This window comes from uncultured Massilia sp., assembly GCF_913773735.1.
In the GTDB taxonomy this organism is placed as follows: Bacteria; Pseudomonadota; Gammaproteobacteria; order Burkholderiales; family Burkholderiaceae_D; genus Telluria.
The window spans coordinates 41,098-59,771 of record NZ_CAJYEB010000008.1 but is presented as its reverse complement, the minus strand read 5'-3'; the positions used below and the strand labels follow the sequence as shown (position 1 = coordinate 59,771).

Below are 18,674 nucleotides of genomic sequence, written 5' to 3'. Positions count from 1 at the left end.
AGTAGGCGCCGAAGAAGCAGAACTGCACCAGCATCGCCTGCACGTAGTTCAGCGTGTAGACGGACTTCAGGTGCGGGATCAGGACGTCGTTCAGCGAGGTCAGCAGGCCCCACATGAAGAACAGGATCGTGACGACGGTCAGCGGAAAGGTGTTGTTGCCGGTATTCGGCGTCGCGGCGAGCGGCCGTGCCGGTGCGGATTGTGCCATGCTGTCTCCAGAAATTGTCATTGTCGGGCGTCCAGCAGCGCGGCCACGCCGCGCAATGCCGGATAGGGTTCGGTGACCACCCAGGTCGGGATCCGTTCCAGGTAGCCGCGCAGGCGCCCCTTGTCCTCGAAGCGATGGCGGAAGCTCGACGCGTGCAGCAGGCGGCCCAGGCGCGGCACGATGCCGCCGCCGATGTACATGCCGCCGGTCGCGCCCAGCGTCAGCGCGACGTTGCCGGCCACGCTGCCCAGTACCGCGCAGAACGCTTCCACCGTGTCGCGGCAGGCGCGGCAGCTGCCGTCCAGCGCGCGCGCCGTGATGTCCGGCGCCGCCAGGGCCTGGCCCCACAGCGCGCGGTGGATCGACGCCAGCCCCATGCCCGAGAGCAGGCGCTCGGCCGACACGTGGCCCTCGTCCTGGCCCAGCTCTTCCCACAGCGCTTCGAGGATGCGGATCTCCTGGCGCGTGACGGGCGCGAAGCTGGCGTGCCCGCCCTCGCCCGGCAGCGCGATCCAGCGCCCGTCGCAGGGTACCACGCCGGACACGCCAAGGCCCGTGCCAGGGCCGATCAGGCCGAGCGGACGCCCCGGCGCGCCCGCGAAGGCGCCGTCGCCCACGCGTTCGCGGCCGTCGTCGTCCAGGTGCGGCAGCGCCATCGCCAGCGCGGCGAAGTCGTTCACCACCAGCAGCGTGTCCAGGCCGCGCTCGTGGCGCAGCGCCTCGATCGAAAAGCGCCAGTGGTGGTTGGTCATCGCGACCACGTCGCCCTCGACCGGATTGGCGATCGCCAGCGCGGCGGCGCGCACGCCCCCGCTGGCCAGGCCGCGCCCGGCCGCCTGCGCCAGGTAGCCGGCGATCGCCGCGCCGATGGTCTCGTACGCGCGGCAGGCCAGCACTTCGACGTCGACGATGCGTCCGCCCCGCCCGCCTGGCGCTTCCTGCAGCGCGAAGCGGGCATTGGTGCCGCCGATGTCGGCGAGCAGCCGCAGCGCCCCGGCGGCCTGCGTGCCCGTCGCGCTCATCGCAGTTCCTCGCAGGCGACGCTGACGGCCGGCGCGGCGTTCGGCGCGGCGGCCTGCGGGGCGGCGCCCTGCACGTCGATGCCGGCGAAGGCGGCGGCGAAGGCGCCGCCGCTCGTCACGCTGAACGGCGTCGTCACCTTCGCCAGGTCCACGCCCCGGGCCGTGAAGCAGGCCAGCGGGATGCTCACCGACTGGCGGCCCTTGCCGGCCAGGCGCGCGAACAGCGCGGTGGCGTCGAGCGGCGCGCCGCAGGCGCGCGGTCCGCACGCCATGGCGATGGTGACCTTGCCGGCCGGCGCCGTCTGCACCAGCGTGTCGAAGCGCAGCGCGCCGCCCTTGGCCAGCGCGGCCGGCAGGGCCAGCGGCCTGGCGCCGTGGGCCTCGAAGCTGGCCGGGCCGGTCCAGGTGACCAGGCGCGCATCCTGCTGAGTGTTGACCTGGGCGACGGCGGCCGCGATGCCCGGCAGCGTGGCGGTCGCGTTCAGGTCCTGGCCCAGCTCGCGCACGGCGGCGCCGCTGCGCAAGCGCAGCGGGAAGCTGGCGCGGTCGGCCTGGCCGTAGATCGGCCAGGTGTTCGACGCGCTGCAGCCGCCGGCCTGGTAGGCGGTGTCCAGCTTGCCGAGCTGCGAGCGCTCGCCGCGTCCGAGGCCGTAGCCCCAGGCGAACAGCGGCGCATAGCCCTTGTCGCCGACGTTCAGCGGGGTCTGGCACACGCCCTTCGGCCACGAGAACGACAGCTTGCCGGTGAAGTCGTACGCCTTGCCGTCCTTGCCGGCGACCAGCAGGTCGGACACGCCCTTGCCTTCGGTGCCGGGCAGCCAGGCGGCGATGAAGGTGTCGGACAGGTTCATCAGGTCGTTGACCCACAGCGGACGGCCCGACAGGAACACGGTGACGACCGGCCTGCCCTTGCCGTGCACGGCCTGCAGCACGGTCAGGTCGTCCGGATAGCGGCTCGAGTGGCGCAGCGTGCCGGACGGGCCGATGTCGCCGTCGCCCTCCGCATACGGCGCCTCGCCGACCACGGCGACCACGGCGTCGAATTTCGCCGGGTCCACGCCCTTGCCGTCGATGCTGTAGGTGACGTCGGCGCCGGCCGCCTTCAGGCCGGCCAGGATGGTGTCGGCCTGCGGGAAATCGGCATTGGTGTTGGCGGTGCCCTGCCAGGTCAGCGACCAGCCGCCGGTCTGCAGCGACATGCTGTCGGCGCCGCGTCCCACCAGCAGGATGCGCTTGCCCGGCGCCAGCGGCAGCGCCGGCCCCTCGTTCTTCAGCAGCACCAGCGATTCGCGCACGGCGCGCCGTCCCAGCTCGCGCGCCTGCAGCGCCTCGTCCTTGCCGGCGTAGGCATTGCGCGACGGCGACTGCTCGAACAGGCCGGCGCGCAGCTTCACGCGCACGATGCGCGCCACCGCGTCGTCGATGCGCGCCATCGGGATGCGGCCCGCCTTGACGTCGTCGATCGTGTTGGCGATGAACGCCTTCCAGTCGTTCGGCACCATCACCATGTCGACGCCGGCGTTGATCGCCTGCGGGCAGTGGTCGTTGGTGCAGCCCTTGACCTCGCCGATGCCGTTGTAGTCGGTCACGACGAAGCCGTCGAAGCCCATCCGCTCCTTGAGGATTTCCGTCATCAGGCGATGGCTGCCGTGCAGCTTGCCGTGGTCGCGGCCGGTCTCCGGGTCGACCCAGCTGTTGAAGGACACCATGACCGTCTGCGCGCCCGCCTGCAGGCCGCTGAAGTAGCCGGGCGCGTGGATGTTCATCATTTCGCGCTCGGTGGCCTTGGACACGCCCGTGTTCACGCCGTTCTCGGTGCCGCCGTCGGCCATCAGGTGCTTGATGCTGGCGACCACGTTGGCCTGGTCCTTGAACGCGCCCTGCATGCCGCGCACGTAGACGCCGGCGTAGTCGTGCACCAGCTGCGGGTCTTCCGAGAAGCTCTCGTAGGTGCGGCCCCAGCGGTCGTCGCGCACCACCGCCACCGTCGGGCCGAACGCCCAGGCGATGCCGGTCGCGCGCACGGCCTTGCCGGTCGCCGCGGCGATCGCCTCGACCAGCTGCGGGTCGCGCGCTGCGCCCAGGCCGATATTGTGCGGGAACATGGTGGCGCCGTACACGTTGTTGTGGCCGTGGACGGCGTCGGTGCCCCAGATCACCGGGATGCGCACCTTCATGTCGGTCGACATCGAGGCGTCGTGGAAGGCCTGCGCGACGGCCAGCCAGGCGGCCGCCGGCGCGTGCTTGTCGTTGTCCGGCCAGCTGCCGCCGCCGTTGAGCACGGAGCCCAGGTAGTACTTGCGCACCTCGTCCGGCGTGACGGCCTTGATCTCGGCCTGGGTCATCTGGCCGACCTTCTGCTCCAGCGTCATGCCCTGGACGATGGCGGCGACGCGCGCTTCCAGCGCCGGGTCCCTGGCGATGGCGCTGGCGATGCGCGGCCAGGCGTCGATCTTCGGCGCGCTGCCGGGGATGCCGACGGCGGCGCCCTGCGCCAGCGCGGGTGCGGCGGCGAGCTGCGCGGCCAGCGGCAGGCTCAGGGCCACGGCCAGCGCCAGCGTGCGGCGGCGCGTGGCGATGCGGGTATCAGTCATTCGCGTGTCTCCAATCTTGTTTTTAGCGGCATTGGAAACGATTCCAATCCATCCCCGGCATAGTGACGGGAAAGCGCCGCGCTGTCAATCGTCACCATGCGCCGGCGCACCGCGGCTCAGTCGCCGTGCAGGAAGGCGCCGTACCACCTGCCGCTGTCCTTCAGGCGCCGTTCCTGGGTCGCATAGTCGATGTGGACCAGGCCGAAGCGGCGCTGGTAGCCCTCGGCCCATTCGAAGTTGTCGAGCAGGCTCCAGGCGAAGTAGCCCTTGAGCGGCACGCCGGCGGCGGCCGCCGCGCGCAGCGCCGCCAGGTGGCGCTGCAGGTAGCGCTTGCGCGCCGCGTCGTGGACGGCGCCGTCCGGCGCCACCGTGTCCTCGTAGCTGGAACCGTTCTCGGTCACGTACATCGGCCCGGGCGCGTAGTCGCGGTGCACCCGTTCGAGCAGTTCGGCCAGGCCGCGCGGCTCGACCGGCCAGCCCATCGCCGTGATCTCGCCGGAGGTCGGCGCCAGCACGCGGGTGCGGAACGGCTGGTGCGCCGGGTCGTCGGCGACCACCTCGGGAAAATAGTAGTTCACGCCGAGGAAGTCGGTCGGCGCGGCGATGGCCTCCAGGTCGCCCGCCTCGACGTGCGGCGCGCTGTGCCCCACCAGGTCCCAGGTCGCCTGCGGGTAGCCGCGGCCGTACAGCGGGTCGAGGAACCAGCGGTAGCGCAGGCCGTCGTGGCGCTGCATGGCGGCGTGGTCTTCCGGGCGTTCGCTGGCGGCGCGCAGCGGGTGCAGGCTCAGCGCCAGGCCGACCTGGGCGTCCGGCACGTTGGCGCGGATGACCGGCACCGCGCGGCCGTGCGAGAGCAGCACGTGGTGGCATACCTGCAGCGCGGTCTTCAGGTCGGTCAGGCCCGGGGCGTGCCAGCCCTCGTAGTTGCCGATGATCGCCGTGCACCACGGCTCGTTGTGGGTGATCCAGTGCTTGACGCGGTCGCCCAGGCGGCGCGTGACGGCGTCGGCCAGTTCGACGAAGGCGTCGACGGTGGCGCGCTCGTTCCAGCCGCCGCGGTCCTGCAGGTACTGCGGCAGGTCCCAGTGGTACAGCGTGGCCCAGGGCTGCAGGCCGCGTTCCAGCATGCCATCCACCAGGCGTGAATAGAAATCCAGGCCCTTCTCGTTGGGCCTGGCGCCGACGCCGGCAAAGATGCGCGGCCAGGCGATCGAGAAGCGGTAGGCGTTCAGGCCCATGTCCCGGCCGAGGTCGAGGTCCTGCGGCCAGCGGTGGTAATGGTCGCAGGCGACCGCGCCGCTGGAGCCGTCGCGGATGCGTCCCGGCGTGGCGGCGAAGCGGTCCCAGATCGATTCGACCCGGCCGTCGACGGCGCCGGCGCCCTCGATCTGGTAGGACGAGGTGGCGCAGCCCCACAGGAAGTCGGCGGCGAAGTCGCTGCGGCGCGGCGCCGGATCGTCGGCGGCCGGGGGCATCGGAATGGCGGCGGGTAGGCTCATGGTGTTGTCGTCGCTATCGGTAAAAAGGGATCGGCAGGATTGGAAAGCTTTCCAGTTCAAAATCCAAAAAAAGCGCGCATCGCTGCACGCCCGTGCGGCCGGCGGCGCGCGTGCGCTCAGGCGGCCTTGCGTCGGCCTCCGGTCGCGGTGGCGAGCGAGGCGCGCAGCGTCACGCTCACCGGGAATTCGCGCGTGACCGTGCGGCGCAGGTCGTAGCACAGGTTGAGCAGCGCGTTCACGCCGTTCTGCGTCATCTCGCGCCAGGGCATGTGCACGGACGTCAGGCGCGGCGCCGAGAACGCCGCGCTGGGGGTGTCGTCGTAGCCGATCACGGACAGGTCGTGCGGCACGCGGATGCCCGCTTCCTGGAAATACGACAGCGCGCCCACCGCCATCTCGTCGTTGGCGCAGAACAGCGCGGTGCAGCCCTGGCCCGAATCGAGCATCTGCTTGGCCGCGGCCCAGCCGCCGGCCGGCGAGAAATCGCTTTCCATGCGCCAGACCCTGGCCGTGTCGATGCCCTGCTCGGCCATCTCGGCCATGAAGCCGTCGACGCGCGCGACGTTGTCGGCGAGGCGGCGCGGCCCCTCGATGACGGCGATCTTGCGGTGCTTGTGGTCGAGCAGCGCGCGCGCCGCCAGGCGGCCGCCGAGCGCATGGTCGACCGTGAAGCACTGGTCGGGGATCGAGGCGAAGCTGTGGTTCAGCGCGACCAGCTGCCCGGCCTTCATGCCCAGCGCGGCCACGTCTTCCTCGAGCAGCGCGCTGGTCATGACCACCAGGCCGTCGCAGCCGCGCTCGATCAGGAACTCGACGCCCTCGATGGCCTGGCGCCGCTCGTCACCCAGGCCCACGCCGAACGCCAGCACCATGTGCACGCCGGCGGCGCGCAGCTCGGTGTCGATGATCTGCAGGATCGGCGTGTAGAAGGTGCCGGACAGGACCGGGATGTAGACCCCGACCATGCGGCTGCTGCCGGACAGCAGCGCGCGCGCGGCGTGCGACGGCCGGAAGCCCAGCTCGTCGATCGCCTTGCGCACGCGCGCCAGCGTGGCCGGCGACACCGAGCCCTTGCCGCTGACCACGCGCGATGCGGTTCCCAGGCCGACGCCGGCCAGCTTCGCTACGTCCTTGATGGTTGCCACTGATCGATCCTCATTTCATCCTTGCGGCCGCGCCGCCCAACCGAAGCATACCGCAGGCATGCCGCCCTCCGCACCATTCTTTGCACCGACTTACAAGCGTTCGCCCGACTGCGGATCGAACAGCGACGCACGCGCCGCGTCGACCGCGAAGCCGACCGGCGCGCCCGGCGCCAGCCCTGCCGCCGCGCGCGGATCGTGCACCAGCGCCGCCAGCGTTGCCGCGCCTTCTGCCGCGGCACCTTCGGCCGCGGCGCCGCAGCGTATCCACACCACCTGGTGGCTGCCCATCGGCTCGACCAGCGCCACCGTGCCGCGCTGGGCGCCCTCCTCGTCGATGGACGCCAGGCGCACGTGCTCGGCGCGCACGCCCAGCACGGCGGCGCCCGGACGGCGGGCCGGCGCGCCGTCCGGCGGCGGCACGGCCAGCCCGTGCGCCGCGAAGCCGCCGCGCTCGTCCAGCGCGCCGTCGACGAAGCTCATCGCGGGCGCGCCCAGGAAGCCGGCGACGAAGCGGTTCGCGGGCCGCTCGTACACGTCCAGCGGCGCGCCGACCTGCTGGATCTCGCCGCCGCGCATGACGACGATGCGGGTGGCCAGCGTCATCGCCTCGACCTGGTCGTGGGTCACGTAGATCATGGTCGCGCCCAGGCGGTGGTGCAGCAGCTTCAGTTCGCGCCGCAGCTCGGCGCGCAGCTTGGCGTCCAGGTTCGACAGCGGCTCGTCGAACAGCAGCACGTCGGCCTCGCGCACCAGGGCGCGGCCGATCGCCACGCGCTGGCGCTGGCCGCCGGACAGCTGGCCGGGCTTGCGCCCCAGCAGCGCATCGAGCTGCAGCATGTCGGCGGTCGCGCGCACGCGCCGGCGGATCTCGTCCTTCGGCATGCCGGCGATGCGCAGGCCGAACGACATGTTCGCCTCCACCGTCATGGTCGGATACAGCGCGTACGACTGGAACACCATGCCGATCCCGCGTTCGCTGGGGTCGGCCCCGGTCATGTCGCGCCCGCCGATCTCGACGCTGCCGGCGCTGGTCTCGACCAGGCCGGCGATGCTGTGCAGCAGCGTCGACTTGCCGCAGCCCGAAGGCCCCAGCAGCACCAGGAACTCGCCCGGCTCGACGTGCAGGTCGAGGTCGCGGATGATCGACCTGCCGCCCAGGGCGATGTGCAGTCCGCGCAGGGTCACGTTGGCCATCCGGCTCATCCTTTCACGGCGCCGGCGGCGATGCCGCGCACGAACCAGCGGCCCGACGCGAAGTACAGCGCCAGCGGCAGCAGCGCGGTCAGGATCGTCGCCGCCATGTTGACGTTGTACAGGCGCGTGCCGGTGGTAGTATTGATCACGTTGTTCAACTGGACCGTCATCGGCAGGTTGTCGCGCCCGGCGAACACCAGGCCCAGGATGTAGTCGTTCCACACGCCGGTCACCTGCATGATCGCGGCGACCACCACGACCGGCAGCGACATCGGCAACATCACGTGCAGGAAGATGCGCCAGAAGCCGCCGCCGTCGATGCGCGCGGCGTGGAACAGTTCCTGCGGCACGTTGCGGTAGTAGTTGCGGAACAGCAGCGTCATCACCGGCAGGCCGAACACCACGTGCACCAGCACGATGGCGGGCAGCGAGCCGAAGATGCCGGCCAGCGCCAGCACGCGCACCAGCGGATAGATCATCACCTGCACCGGCACGAAGGCGCCGGCCAGCAGGATCGCGAACAGCGCGTCGGCGCCGCGCGGGCGCCAGAACGAGAGCGCGTAGCCGTTGATCGCGCCCAGCAGGATCGGCAGGATCGTCGACGGGACCGCGATGGCGATGGAATTGGCGAAGCCGGTGCGGATGCCCTCGCAGGCCGCGCCCGTGCAGGCGCCGCTCCAGGCCTGGCGCCACGGCGCGAAGGTCGGCGCCAGCGGCAGCGCGAAGATCCCGCCCTGGCGGATCTCGTCCATGGGCTTGAGCGAGGTGACGATCATCACGTACAGCGGCAGCAGGAAGAACAGCGCCGCGCACAACAGGAAGGCATAGATGCCGATGCGCGCCGGGTTCCACCGGCGCGGCGCGGCGCCCCTACCGCGCGCGCGCCGCGCCCCCCGGCTGGCCTGGAGCGGCGGCACGGGCGGCAGCGGCGACGCGCGCCGGGCGATACTCGGGCGGGTCATGCGCCCTCCTTGCGGCCGCGCGCATAGGCATACGGCGCCAGCAGCGCCAGCACCGGCAGCAGCAGCACGACGGCGCCGGCCGAGGCCAGGCCCACGTTCGAGCGCAGGAACAGGTGGTCCATGATGAACTTGGCCGGCACCTCGCTGGCGATGCCCGGGCCGCCCTGGGTCATGGCGACGACGGCGTCGTACAGCTTGGCCACCGCGGTGGCGAGCAGCAGCAGCACGGTCGCGAACGTGGGCCACAGCATCGGCGCGACGATCTGCAGGTAGACGCGCCAGGGCGGAATGCCGTCCAGGCGCGCCGCCTTCCAGATCTCCGTGTCGATGCCGCGCAGGCCGGCCAGCACCAGCGCCATCACCAGGCCCGATGCCTGCCAGACGGTGGCCAGCACGACGGCGACGATCGCCAAGTCCTGCGACACGATCCAGTCGAGCCGCAGGCCGTCCCCGCCGAGCGCGCGCAGGACGCCGTCGATGCCGTCGCCCGGCGTCAGCAGCCATTGCCAGACCAGTCCCGTGGCCACGAAGGACATCGCGTACGGATACAGGAAGATGGTGCGCAGCGCGCCCTCGCCGCGCACGTCCTGGTCGATGAAGACGGCGAGCAGGGAGCCGAGCACCACGCAGGCCAGCACGAACAGCACGCCGTACACGGCGAGGTTGTGCAGCGAGAGCATCCAGCGCTCGTTGTCGAACAGGCGCTGGTACTGCGCCAGGCCGATGAAGCTGCCGCTGGGGAAGGTGCGCGAACCGGTCAGCGAGATCCACAGCGTCCAGCACGCCGCACCGACGTAGCCGCCCAGCGCCACCAGCGCCATCGGCAGCAGCGCAAGCCGGGGCATGAGGCCGGGCGTCAAGCGTGGCGCCGGCCGGGGATGGGTGCGGGTCGTCATCGGCGGGCCGTTCAGTACTTCAGCGCCGAGGCGATGCTGTCGCGCGCGCGCTCCACGGGCATGGCCGTGTTCCAGTAGGCGGTCAGCACGTCCTGCAGGGCGCCGTTCTGGTCCGGCGTCAGGTAGACCTCGGCCACGCCCACCGGGCGCGCGCGGTCGCGCAGGATCGCCATGCCCTTTCGCGCGCAGGCGTCGAACGCGCTTTCGTCGGCATCCACGCGCACCGGGATCGAGCCTTTCAGCCGGTTGAAGGCCACCTGCACGGCCGGGCGCTCGACCACGTCGGCCATCAGCTTCTGGGCGCGCAGCGCCTCCGGCCGGTCGGTCTTGGGGAACACGAACACGTCGCCCTGGATCAGGTAGGGACTGTCCGGGCCCAGGCCCGGCAGGCAGCCGAACTCGTGCCCCGGGCGCTGGCCGGCGGCCGTGAACTCGCCCTTGGCCCAGTCGCCCATGATCTGGATGCCGGCGCGCCCGGCGATCACCATCGCGGTGGCGTCGTTCCAGTTGCGGCCCGGCGCGGCCGCGTCGACGTAGCCGCGCAGGCGCTTGTAGGCCTGCAGCACGTCAAGGAACGCGGGCGAACGGATCGCGCGCTGGTCGCGGTCGCGCAGCACCCGCAGGTAGAGGTCGCGCCCGCCCATGTTCGCCAGCACCATCGAGAACAGGATGGTTTCCTGCCAGGCCTGGCCGCCGTGGGCCAGCGGCACGATGCCGGCGGCCTTCAGGCGATCCAGCGCCGCGAACAGCTCGTCCATCGTGGCCGGCTCGCGCTCGATGCCGGCGCGGGCGAAGGCGGCGCGCGAATACCAGATCCACGTCTGCATGTGGATGTTCATCGGCACCGCGTAGTAATGGCCGTCGACCTTGATGGCCTCGATGATCGGCTGCGGCAGCACGCGGTCCCAGTCGTCGCGGCGCGCGATCTCGTCGACGGGATTGAGCATGTCTTCCTCGATGATGTCGAGGAACTGCTTGGAAGTGTTGAACTGGGCGGCGGTGGGCGGCTTGCCGCCGATGATGCGGTTGACGGTGACGGCGCGCGACTGGTCGCCGCCCGCGATGGCGCTGTCGATCCAGGCGCCGCCGGCGTCGCGGTAGGCCTGCGCCACCTGCTTGATGGCGGCCGACTCCCCGCCCGACGTCCACCAGTGGACCACCTCGGCCTGGGCGCTGGCGGTTCGGGGCACGACGTGCGCGCCCGGCATCGCGGACGCCCACAGCCCCACGCCCAGCAGCATGCCGGACGCAATCTTGCGGATCCCGTACATCGTGTCTCCATTCGGCCGCCATCGATGGCGGTCCTTCGGCCGTCATTTGCGGCAACGTCGGTGGAAACGTTACCATGACTTTTGGCCGGACTATAGCACCGGGCCGAATTTAGTGTCAAACAGAAAATATGACGTGGATTGTCCTATAAACCGGGCGGCATGTGGCGAAATGTTTCATTCGTGCACGCCATCGACGGGCGTATGCTGGTCATATAACAACACCGCCCTTGCGTGCCGGCCGGCTCACGGCTGCAGGCGGTATCCCACCGCCGTCTCGGTCAGCAGGTGGCGGGGCTGCGCCGGGTCGTCCTCGAGCTTCTGGCGCAGATGCCCCATGTAGATGCGCACGTAGTGGCCGTTGTCGCGGTTGGCCGGTCCCCACACCTCGCGCAGCAGCTGCGGCGCCGTCACCACGCGCCCCAGGTTCGCCGCCAGCACGGCCAGCAGCCGGTATTCGGTGGGCGTCAGGCGCACCGGCTTGCCGCCGCGCTCGACCCGGCGCAGCTGCAGGTCGACGGCGACGTCGCCGAACGCGATCCGTGCCGACGGCTGCCCGACCGCCTGGTGGCGCCGCCGCAGCGCCGCGCGCACGCGCGCCAGCAGTTCGCCGATGCCGAAGGGCTTGGTCAGGTAGTCGTCGGCGCCGGCGTCCAGCGCCTGGATCTTGTCGCCCTCGTCGACGCGCGCCGACAGCACGATGATGGGCACCTGGCTCCAGGTGCGCACCTGGCGGATCAGGTCGACGCCGTCGCCGTCCGGCAGGCCGAGGTCGAGCACGATCAGGTCGGGCGTGCGCGTGCCGGCGTCGATCAGGCCGCGCCTGAGGTTTTCGGACTGGTGCACCTGCCAGCCCTCGCCTTCCAGCGCCATGCGCACGAAACGGCGGATCTGCGGCTCGTCCTCGACGATGAGGGCGACCGGGGCGGGCTCGATGTTCATGGATGACGCGCGACTCTCTTGGGCATGGCGCGATGGTAAGGCATCGCGCGTAAAAGCGGTATAAAAAGGCGCTGTTCGAGGCGGACGAAACCTACCTGCTCGAATCGCAAAAGGGATCGCGCACGCTGGACCGCCCAGCGCGCAAGCGCGGCGGCGTCGCCAGGCGCCGCGGCATCAACCGCGACCATGCATGCCTGCTGGTAGCGCGCGACCGCAGCGGACAAACGCTCGATTTCCATACCGGGCGCGGGCCCGTGACGGCGGCGCAGCTGGAGCATTGCCTGCGGCCCGTGCTGGCGCCCGACGTCCTGCTGGTCAGCGATGCGGCGCAAGCCTACAAGACCTTTGCCGCCAGGGCGGGCATCACGCACGAAGCGGTCAACCTGCGGGCGGGCATCCGCACGCGCGGCGCGATCCACCTGCAGAACGTGAACGGCTGGCACAGCCGCTTCAAGACCTGGCTGCTGCGCTTTCGCGGCGTGGCCAGCCGCTACCTGATCGACTACTCGGGGTGGCAGCGGGTGCTGGACGACAAACGGCTGACGACGCCGGCGCTGCTCTTGCGGGCAGCGGTCCAGTTCGGCAAGCAGCTGGACAGGAAACCGAATTAACGCGAATAGCGCCCTTTTTTCGCGTGTGCTGTCGTTCGTGCGGATCGGCGAGAATCGGCAATGCGTCGTGCTACGCATTTGTTGCTGAATTGAAAAACATATTTGTTACGGTTTTGTATCCCTGCCGGACACCCCCCGGAGGCATCCGGCCCTGCACGTTACAATTCCCGTTCGCTGCCCAGCGTTTCCTGCGGGCCTTCTTTATTGACATAAAGCGCATACCATGTCTGACGACCAGCAATCCCCGCAGCGCCGGCGTCTCATCAAGAGCCTGATGTTCGTGCCGATGGGCGTCGGCGCCGCCGGCGCCCTGCACGGCGGCCTGAAGTCCGCGGACGCGGCCGCCACCGCGGCGCCCGAAGGCAAGCCCGACGCCTATACCCCCGGTTATTTCACCGCCGACGAATGGCGCTTCCTGACCAATGCGGTGGATCGCCTGATCCCGCACGACGAGCATGGCCCTGGCGCGGTCGAGCTGGGCGTCCTGGAATTCCTCGACCGCCACATGCAGACGCCGTACGCGGCCGGCAGCATCTGGTACCTGCAGGGGCCGTTCATGGAGGCGCCGGCCGAGTTCGGCTACCAGGGCAAGCTGGCACTGAAGGACATCTTGCGGGTGGGTATCAAGGCTTTCGACAACTACTGCGCGGCGAATTTCGGCGGCAAGAAGTTCGCCGACCTGGACAAGGCCCGGCAGGAAGCCCTGCTGAAGGATTGCGAAGGCGGCAAGCTGAAGTTCGACGACATCTCGTCGAAGATCTTCTTCGCCAACCTGCTGACGGAAACCCGCAACGGCTACTTCTCCGATCCCAAGCACGGCGGCAACAAGGGCATGGGCGCATGGAAGATGATCGGCTATCCGGGCATGCGCGGGGACTACCTCGACTGGGTCGAGGTGCGCGACAGGCCGTATCCGATCGGACCGGTGGATCTCGCAGGACGAAGGGGCTGACGACGATGGCAATCGTGAAGAACAAGGTCGACGCCGTGATCGTCGGCGCCGGATGGACCGGCGCGATCCTGGCCAAGGAACTCACGGACCAGGGGCTGAACGTGGTCTGCCTGGAACGCGGCCCGGACCGCGACACCGTGCCCGATTTCGCGTATCCGCGCGTGGTCGACGAGCTCGAGGGCTCGGTGCACCGCAAGTACCTGCAATCGCTGGCGCAGGAAACGATCACCATCCGCCACGGCGTGAACGACACCGCGGTGCCGTATCGCCAGCTGGGATCGTTCAAGCCGGGTACCGGCGTGGGCGGCGCCGGCAGCCACTGGTCGGGCGCGCACTTCCGTCCGCTGCCGGAAGACTTCACGGCGCGCAGCAGCCTGGAGCAGCGCTTCGGCAAGAAGTTCATCCCGGCCAACATGACGATCCAGGATTTCCCGATCACCTACGACGAGCTGGAAGCGTCGCTCGACCACTTCGAGTACGTGTGCGGCACCTCTGGCAAGGCCGGCAACCTGAACGGCACCATCGTCGAGGGCGGCAATCCGTTCGAGGGCGTGCGCAAGCGCGACTACCCGCTGCCGCCCAACCCGAACTACCTGGGCGCGGAACTGTTCTACAAGGCCGCGCGGGAGATGGGCTACCACGCCTATCCGATCCCGGCCTCGAACGCCTCGCGTGCCTACATCAATCCCTACGGCTGCCAGATGGGGCCGTGCAATGCCTGCGGCTTCTGCTCCGACTACGGCTGCCTGAACTACTCGAAGGCCAGCCCGAACGCCAACGTCTGGCCGGTCGTGCGCGGCCGCAAGAACTTCGAGATGCGCACCCATGCGCAGGTACTGAAGGTCGACCTGGCCGAGGACAAGAAGACCGCCACCGGCGTCACCTACCTGGACGCCCAGGGCCGCGAGTGCGAGCAGCCGGCCGACCTGGTGCTGCTGTGCGCCTTCTCGTACATCAACGTGCACCTGATGCTGCTGTCGGGCATCGGCACCCCGTACGATCCGGTGACCAAGACCGGCACCATCGGCAAGAACTACTCGTACCAGAACCTGAACCGCGTCAACCTGTTCTTCGACGAATCGGTGCAGGCCAACCAGTTCATCGGCATCGGCGGCGCCGGCGCCACCTTCGACGACCTGAACGGCAAGCAGAACGACCCGACCAGGTCCGGCTTCATCGGCGGCGGCATCGTCTGGGCGCGCCAGCCGGGCGCGGGGCCGGTGCGCGGCATCGCCACCGCGCCGGGCGTCCCGAACTGGGGCAGCGCCTGGAAGAAGGGCGTCAAGGAAGCGTTCCGCCACTCGTTCTACTACGAGGTGCAGGGTTCGTGCATGTCCTACGACGATGCCTACCTGAGCCTGGACCCGAACTACAAGGATGCGTTCGGCCGTCCGCTGCTGCGCATGACCTTCGACTGGCATGACAACGAGATCAAGGCCTCGCAATACCTGGTCGACAAGGCCCAGCAGATGTCCCGGGTCCTGAATCCGCTGGCGATGAAGGGCGATGCCAAGAAGGACGGCTCGCACTACAACATCACCCAGTACCAGTCGACCCACACCTGCGGCGGCGCGATCATGGGGACCGACCCGAAGACCTCGGCCCTGAACAAGTACCTGCAGTCGTGGGACGTGTCGAACGTGTTCGCGCCGGGCGCCAACGCCTTCCCGCAGAACAATGGCTACAACCCCACCGGCCTCGTCGGCGGCCTCGCGTACTGGTGCGCCAAGGCCATCCGCGAGCGCTACCTGAAGGCCCCGGGCCCGCTGGTGCAAGCATGAGGACGGCATGACGATGACCCCAACCAAGAAAGCCATCGCCGCCGTCGTCGCCATCGGCGCCGTCGTGTTCGCCGGTGCGCTGGCCTATGCGCTGACCCCGACCGCCACCCGCGCCATCGCCCCGGCCGACGCCGCCGTCGACCGGGCGCAGCTGGTCGAGGCCGGCCGCTACGTCGCGATCACCGCCGATTGCGTGGCCTGCCACACGGCGCCGGGCGGCAAGTCCTTCGCCGGCGGCCGCGCGATCCAGTCCCCGATCGGCAATATGTTCAGCACGAACATCACGCCGGACAAGGCGACCGGCATCGGCAACTACACGCTCGACGCCTTCGACCGCGCGATCCGCCACGGCATCCGCCAGGATGGCGCCACGCTGTACCCGGCCATGCCGTACCCGTCGTACGCGAAGATGCGCGACCAGGACGTGCGCGCCCTGTACGCCTACTTCATGCACGGCGTCGCGCCGGTGCATCAGGCCAACCGCGGCAACGCGATCGCCTGGCCGCTGTCGATCCGCTGGCCGGTGGCGATCTGGCGCAAGCAGTTCGCGCCAGGCGACGCGGCGCCGTTCCAGGTCTCGAAGTACCAGGGAGAACTGCTGGCGCGCGGCGCCTACCTGGTGCAGGGTCCCGGCCACTGCGGCACCTGCCACACGCCGCGCGCGGCGACGCAGCAGGAGCTGGCGCTGGACGAGTCCGGCAAGGAATTCCTGGCCGGCGGCCCGCTGATCGACGGCTGGCGCGCGGCGAACCTGCGCGGCGACCAGGTCGACGGCCTGGGCAACTGGACCGAGCAGGACATCGTCGACACGCTCAGGACGGGCCGCAACCGCAGCAACGCGGTGGTCGGCGCGCCGATGAACGACGTCGTCGCGCACAGCACCCAGTGGATGAACGACGGCGACCTGAAGGCGATCGCGACCTACCTGAAGTGGCTGCCGGCCCACGGCGGCGGCAAGGCCACGTTCGCGGCCAGCGACGACACGGCGCGCCTGCTCAAGGCCGGCAACGACCGCGACAACCGCGGCGCCCAGCTCTACCTGGACAACTGCAACGCCTGCCACCGCAGCGACGGCAAGTCGAACGCCATCACGTTCCCGGCGCTGCCCGGCAACCCGACGGTGCTGGCCGACGACCCGACCTCGCTGATCCGCCTGATCCTGGCCGGCAGCCGCCTGCCGTCGACGCAGGAACGCCCGTCCGACCTGGCGATGCCGGGCTTCGGCTGGCGCCTGTCGGATGACGAGACGGCCGAGCTGGTGACCTTCGTGCGCAACAGCTGGGGCAACCATGCCAGGGGCGCCAGTGCGGCAGACGTGGCCAGGGTGCGCAAGGCCATCGGGAAGGACGGCGGCAAGGAGCTGGACCAGGCGAGCACGCACTGACCGCGCGGGCACGCACGGTGGGCACGGGGTGCCCACCCTGCGGCTGCATGTCGGCCCCGGCCTCGCCTGCCCGCCCGGGCGCTACCGCCCCATCCTGCGTGTCAGAACGCGCATCGGCGTCCGTAGGGTGGGCACCCCGTGCCCACCCTCCCATCCAACTTGTCAGTTCAAAAACAAAGTTTGTTTCAAGTCCGTTACATGACGGCAGTAATCGCATTTTAGCGACTATATGCGTGCAGTTATAGCTGTTATTTGCTTGACTGCCGGCAACCATCAATCCATGATGAGCGGGTCATCCGTGCCCTCTATCCGGGATTTCCACCGTGCTCCTCCAGACCTTCCGCCACTCGTCGATCAAGACCAAACTGATGGCCGGCATGGCCGCCTGCCTGCTGGTATTCCTCGCCGTGTCCGTCGTGCTCAGCATCGTGCTGGCCGGGCGCGGCCTGCGCCAGCGCGTCGTCGACCAGGAACTGCCGTCCATCGTCGGCGAGATCCGCAACGAGATCCGCTACCAGATCGCCGCGCCGCTGGCCGCCTCGCTCGGCGTGGCCGACAACACCTTCCTGCACGCCTGGGAAGACGCCGGCATCCAGGACGACGGCGTGCCGGCCTGGCTGACCTATGCGAACCAGGTCAAGGCCAAGAACAAGGCCGACGCCGTGTTCTGGATCTCGGCCGCCACCGGCAAGTACTACACCGACAAGGGCTTCAACCTCGAGATGAAGAAGGACGTGCCCGACCATGGCTGGTTCTGGGGCTTCCTCGCCAGCGGCAAGCCGTACAGCATGCGCGTGGCCAACAACATCGCCCACGACGCCACCATGCTCTACATTAACGCCCGCTTCGACACGGCCGCCGGCAAGGCGGGCGTGGCCGGCATCGGCCTGTCGGTCGAGTCGATGGCGCAGCGCGTGCGCGCCTACAAGATCGGCCAGTCCGGCTATGTCTACCTGGTGGGCAGCGACGGCGGCATCGTCGTGCACCGCGACGCCGCGCTGGCGGACGGCAAGCACTTCATCAAGGACCTGCCGGGCTTTTCGCCGGCGCTGGCGCAGCAGCTGCTGTCCGGCGGCGAACGCTTCGTGCACGCCAGCTACGCCGCGCCGGACGGCAAGCGCCTGGTGGCCTCGTCCTTCGTGCCCGAACTGAACCTGTACGTGGTGGCCGAGGTGCCGGAGGCCGAGGCCCTGGGCGGCGTCGCGCGCGACGCCACGCTGGCCGCGCTGGTCGCCGCCCTGATCGGCGGCGCCGTCGGCCTGGCCATCGTCTGGGTGGTCGGCGGCGCGGTCGCCGCCCCGGTGGCGCGCGCCGCCGCGCTGCTCGGCGAGATCGCCAACGGCAAGGGCGACCTGACGCGCCGCATGCCGGTCGAGACCCGCGACGAGGTCGGCGCGCTGGCCGACGCCTTCAACCGCTTCGTGTCGTCGCTGAACCGTACCATGCACGAGGTGCGCGGCAGCACCGAAGCCATCGCCGGCGCGTCCGGCGAAATCGCGGCCGGCAACAACGACCTGTCGATGCGCACCGAGCAGCAGTCGATCAGCCTGGAGCAGACCGTCGGCACCATCGCCCAGCTCACCGGCACCGTGCGCCAGAACGCCGACAATGCGCGCACCGCCAACCAGTTCGCGCTGGCGGCGCGCGGCCAGGCGGAGAAGGGCGGCGAGGTGGTGGCCGAGGTGGTGGCGACGATGGGCGCGATCGACGCCTCCGCGCACCGCATCGCCGACATCATCGGCGTGATCGACGGCATCGCCTTCCAGACCAATATCCTGGCGCTGAACGCCGCCGTCGAGGCGGCGCGCGCCGGCGAGCAGGGACGCGGCTTCGCGGTGGTGGCGAGCGAGGTGCGCAACCTGGCGCAGCGCTCGGCCGCCGCGGCCAAGGAAATCAAGGAACTGATCTCGGACTCGGTCGGCCAGGTCGAGGCGGGCAGCCGCCTGGTCGGCGGCGCCGGCGCCACCATGGCCGACATCGTCGCCTCGGTGCGCCGCGTGGCCGACCTGATGGGGGAGATCGCCGCCGCGAGCAGCGCGCAGAGCGAAGGCATCGCGCGCGTCAACCGCGCCGTCGGCGACATGGACGACAGCACGCGCCAGAACGCCGCGCTGGTCGAGCAGGCCGCCGCCGCCGCCACCGCGCTGCAGGAACAGTCGGCGCGCCTGGCGCACGTGGTGTCGGCGTTCCGCCTCGAGGACGGCGTGCGCTGAGCT

General features: G+C 70.1%; 13 protein-coding genes and 2 pseudogenes. 5 read left to right on the top strand and 10 right to left on the bottom strand.

Features of this window, described 5'->3' with window-relative positions; genetic code table 11:
• From QZ749_RS03080 to kdpE, 10 genes and pseudogenes are all read right to left on the bottom strand, one after another.
• Nucleotides 1-208, bottom strand: a pseudogene (locus QZ749_RS03080) (glucose/galactose MFS transporter); the annotation flags it as partial.
• A 17-nt stretch (nt 209-225) separates the two neighbouring features.
• Nucleotides 226-1,230: a glucokinase gene (locus tag QZ749_RS03075; RefSeq protein WP_295968598.1), complete on the bottom strand. Its 1,005-nt coding sequence runs from the start codon at nt 1,228-1,230 to the stop codon at nt 226-228.
• Nucleotides 1,227-3,824, bottom strand: a complete 2,598-nt coding sequence (locus tag QZ749_RS03070) for a glycoside hydrolase family 3 protein (protein WP_295968595.1) — start codon at nt 3,822-3,824, stop codon at nt 1,227-1,229. Before QZ749_RS03070 ends, QZ749_RS03075 begins: the two co-directional genes overlap by 4 nt.
• A 116-nt stretch (nt 3,825-3,940) precedes the next feature.
• Complete coding sequence (locus QZ749_RS03065; protein ID WP_295968593.1) at nt 3,941-5,323, bottom strand: GH1 family beta-glucosidase; 1,383 nt, start codon at nt 5,321-5,323, stop codon at nt 3,941-3,943.
• Nucleotides 5,324-5,439: 116 nt separating this feature from the next.
• On the bottom strand, nt 5,440-6,468 hold the full coding sequence (locus tag QZ749_RS03060; protein ID WP_295968590.1) for a LacI family DNA-binding transcriptional regulator: 1,029 nt from the start codon (nt 6,466-6,468) through the stop codon (nt 5,440-5,442).
• 90 nt (nt 6,469-6,558) lie between these two features.
• The gene (locus QZ749_RS03055; RefSeq protein WP_295968588.1) at nt 6,559-7,662 is read right to left on the bottom strand and encodes an ABC transporter ATP-binding protein; all 1,104 of its coding nucleotides are present in this window, start codon (nt 7,660-7,662) and stop codon (nt 6,559-6,561) included.
• 5 nt (nt 7,663-7,667) lie between these two features.
• Nucleotides 7,668-8,624, bottom strand: a complete 957-nt coding sequence (locus tag QZ749_RS03050) for a carbohydrate ABC transporter permease (protein WP_295968585.1) — start codon at nt 8,622-8,624, stop codon at nt 7,668-7,670.
• Entirely contained in the window at nt 8,621-9,520 is a 900-nt protein-coding gene (locus QZ749_RS03045) for a carbohydrate ABC transporter permease (RefSeq protein ID WP_373896772.1), read from the bottom strand. The genes QZ749_RS03050 and QZ749_RS03045 overlap by 4 nt, the downstream gene beginning before the upstream one ends.
• Nucleotides 9,521-9,531: 11 nt before the next feature.
• Nucleotides 9,532-10,791: an ABC transporter substrate-binding protein gene (locus tag QZ749_RS03040; protein WP_295968579.1), complete on the bottom strand. Its 1,260-nt coding sequence runs from the start codon at nt 10,789-10,791 to the stop codon at nt 9,532-9,534.
• Nucleotides 10,792-11,034: 243 nt separating this feature from the next.
• Nucleotides 11,035-11,730 carry a two-component system response regulator KdpE gene (kdpE, locus tag QZ749_RS03035; protein ID WP_295968576.1) on the bottom strand — a complete coding sequence of 232 codons (696 nt, stop codon included), beginning with the start codon at nt 11,728-11,730 and terminating at the stop codon, nt 11,035-11,037.
• A gap of 77 nt (nt 11,731-11,807) precedes the next feature.
• On the opposite strand from kdpE, the pseudogene QZ749_RS03030 reads away from it, so the two are divergent.
• The 5 genes and pseudogenes from QZ749_RS03030 to QZ749_RS03010 all read left to right on the top strand — a co-directional run.
• Nucleotides 11,808-12,341 (top strand): annotated as a pseudogene (locus QZ749_RS03030) (IS1595 family transposase); the annotation flags it as partial.
• 223 nt (nt 12,342-12,564) lie between these two features.
• Entirely contained in the window at nt 12,565-13,293 is a 729-nt protein-coding gene (locus QZ749_RS03025; protein WP_296943113.1) for a gluconate 2-dehydrogenase subunit 3 family protein, read from the top strand.
• A gap of 5 nt (nt 13,294-13,298) precedes the next feature.
• Complete coding sequence (locus QZ749_RS03020) at nt 13,299-15,074, top strand: GMC family oxidoreductase (protein ID WP_296943111.1); 1,776 nt, start codon at nt 13,299-13,301, stop codon at nt 15,072-15,074.
• A 13-nt stretch (nt 15,075-15,087) separates the two neighbouring features.
• On the top strand, nt 15,088-16,458 hold the full coding sequence (locus QZ749_RS03015) for a c-type cytochrome (protein ID WP_373896773.1): 1,371 nt from the start codon (nt 15,088-15,090) through the stop codon (nt 16,456-16,458).
• Nucleotides 16,459-16,826: 368 nt separating this feature from the next.
• Nucleotides 16,827-18,671, top strand: coding sequence for a methyl-accepting chemotaxis protein (locus tag QZ749_RS03010; RefSeq protein ID WP_296943119.1), 1,845 nt, complete (start codon nt 16,827-16,829; stop codon nt 18,669-18,671).
• Nucleotides 18,672-18,674 lie beyond the last annotated feature (3 nt).

Bases quoted from the DNA above. Each gene is read 5' to 3' on its own strand.
- QZ749_RS03075 (WP_295968598.1), bottom strand. From the start codon at position 1,230: ATGAGCGCGACGGGCACGCAGGCCGCCGGGGCGCTGCGGCTGCTCGCC.
- QZ749_RS03070 (WP_295968595.1), bottom strand. From the start codon at position 3,824: ATGACTGATACCCGCATCGCCACGCGCCGCCGCACGCTGGCGCTGGCC.
- QZ749_RS03065 (WP_295968593.1), bottom strand. From the start codon at position 5,323: ATGAGCCTACCCGCCGCCATTCCGATGCCCCCGGCCGCCGACGATCCG.
- QZ749_RS03055 (WP_295968588.1), bottom strand. From the start codon at position 7,662: ATGGCCAACGTGACCCTGCGCGGACTGCACATCGCCCTGGGCGGCAGG.
- QZ749_RS03050 (WP_295968585.1), bottom strand. From the start codon at position 8,624: ATGACCCGCCCGAGTATCGCCCGGCGCGCGTCGCCGCTGCCGCCCGTG.
- QZ749_RS03045 (WP_373896772.1), bottom strand. From the start codon at position 9,520: ATGACGACCCGCACCCATCCCCGGCCGGCGCCACGCTTGACGCCCGGC.
- QZ749_RS03040 (WP_295968579.1), bottom strand. From the start codon at position 10,791: ATGTACGGGATCCGCAAGATTGCGTCCGGCATGCTGCTGGGCGTGGGG.
- kdpE (WP_295968576.1), bottom strand. From the start codon at position 11,730: ATGAACATCGAGCCCGCCCCGGTCGCCCTCATCGTCGAGGACGAGCCG.
- QZ749_RS03025 (WP_296943113.1), top strand. From the start codon at position 12,565: ATGTCTGACGACCAGCAATCCCCGCAGCGCCGGCGTCTCATCAAGAGC.
- QZ749_RS03020 (WP_296943111.1), top strand. From the start codon at position 13,299: ATGGCAATCGTGAAGAACAAGGTCGACGCCGTGATCGTCGGCGCCGGA.
- QZ749_RS03015 (WP_373896773.1), top strand. From the start codon at position 15,088: ATGACCCCAACCAAGAAAGCCATCGCCGCCGTCGTCGCCATCGGCGCC.
- QZ749_RS03010 (WP_296943119.1), top strand. From the start codon at position 16,827: ATGGCCGGCATGGCCGCCTGCCTGCTGGTATTCCTCGCCGTGTCCGTC.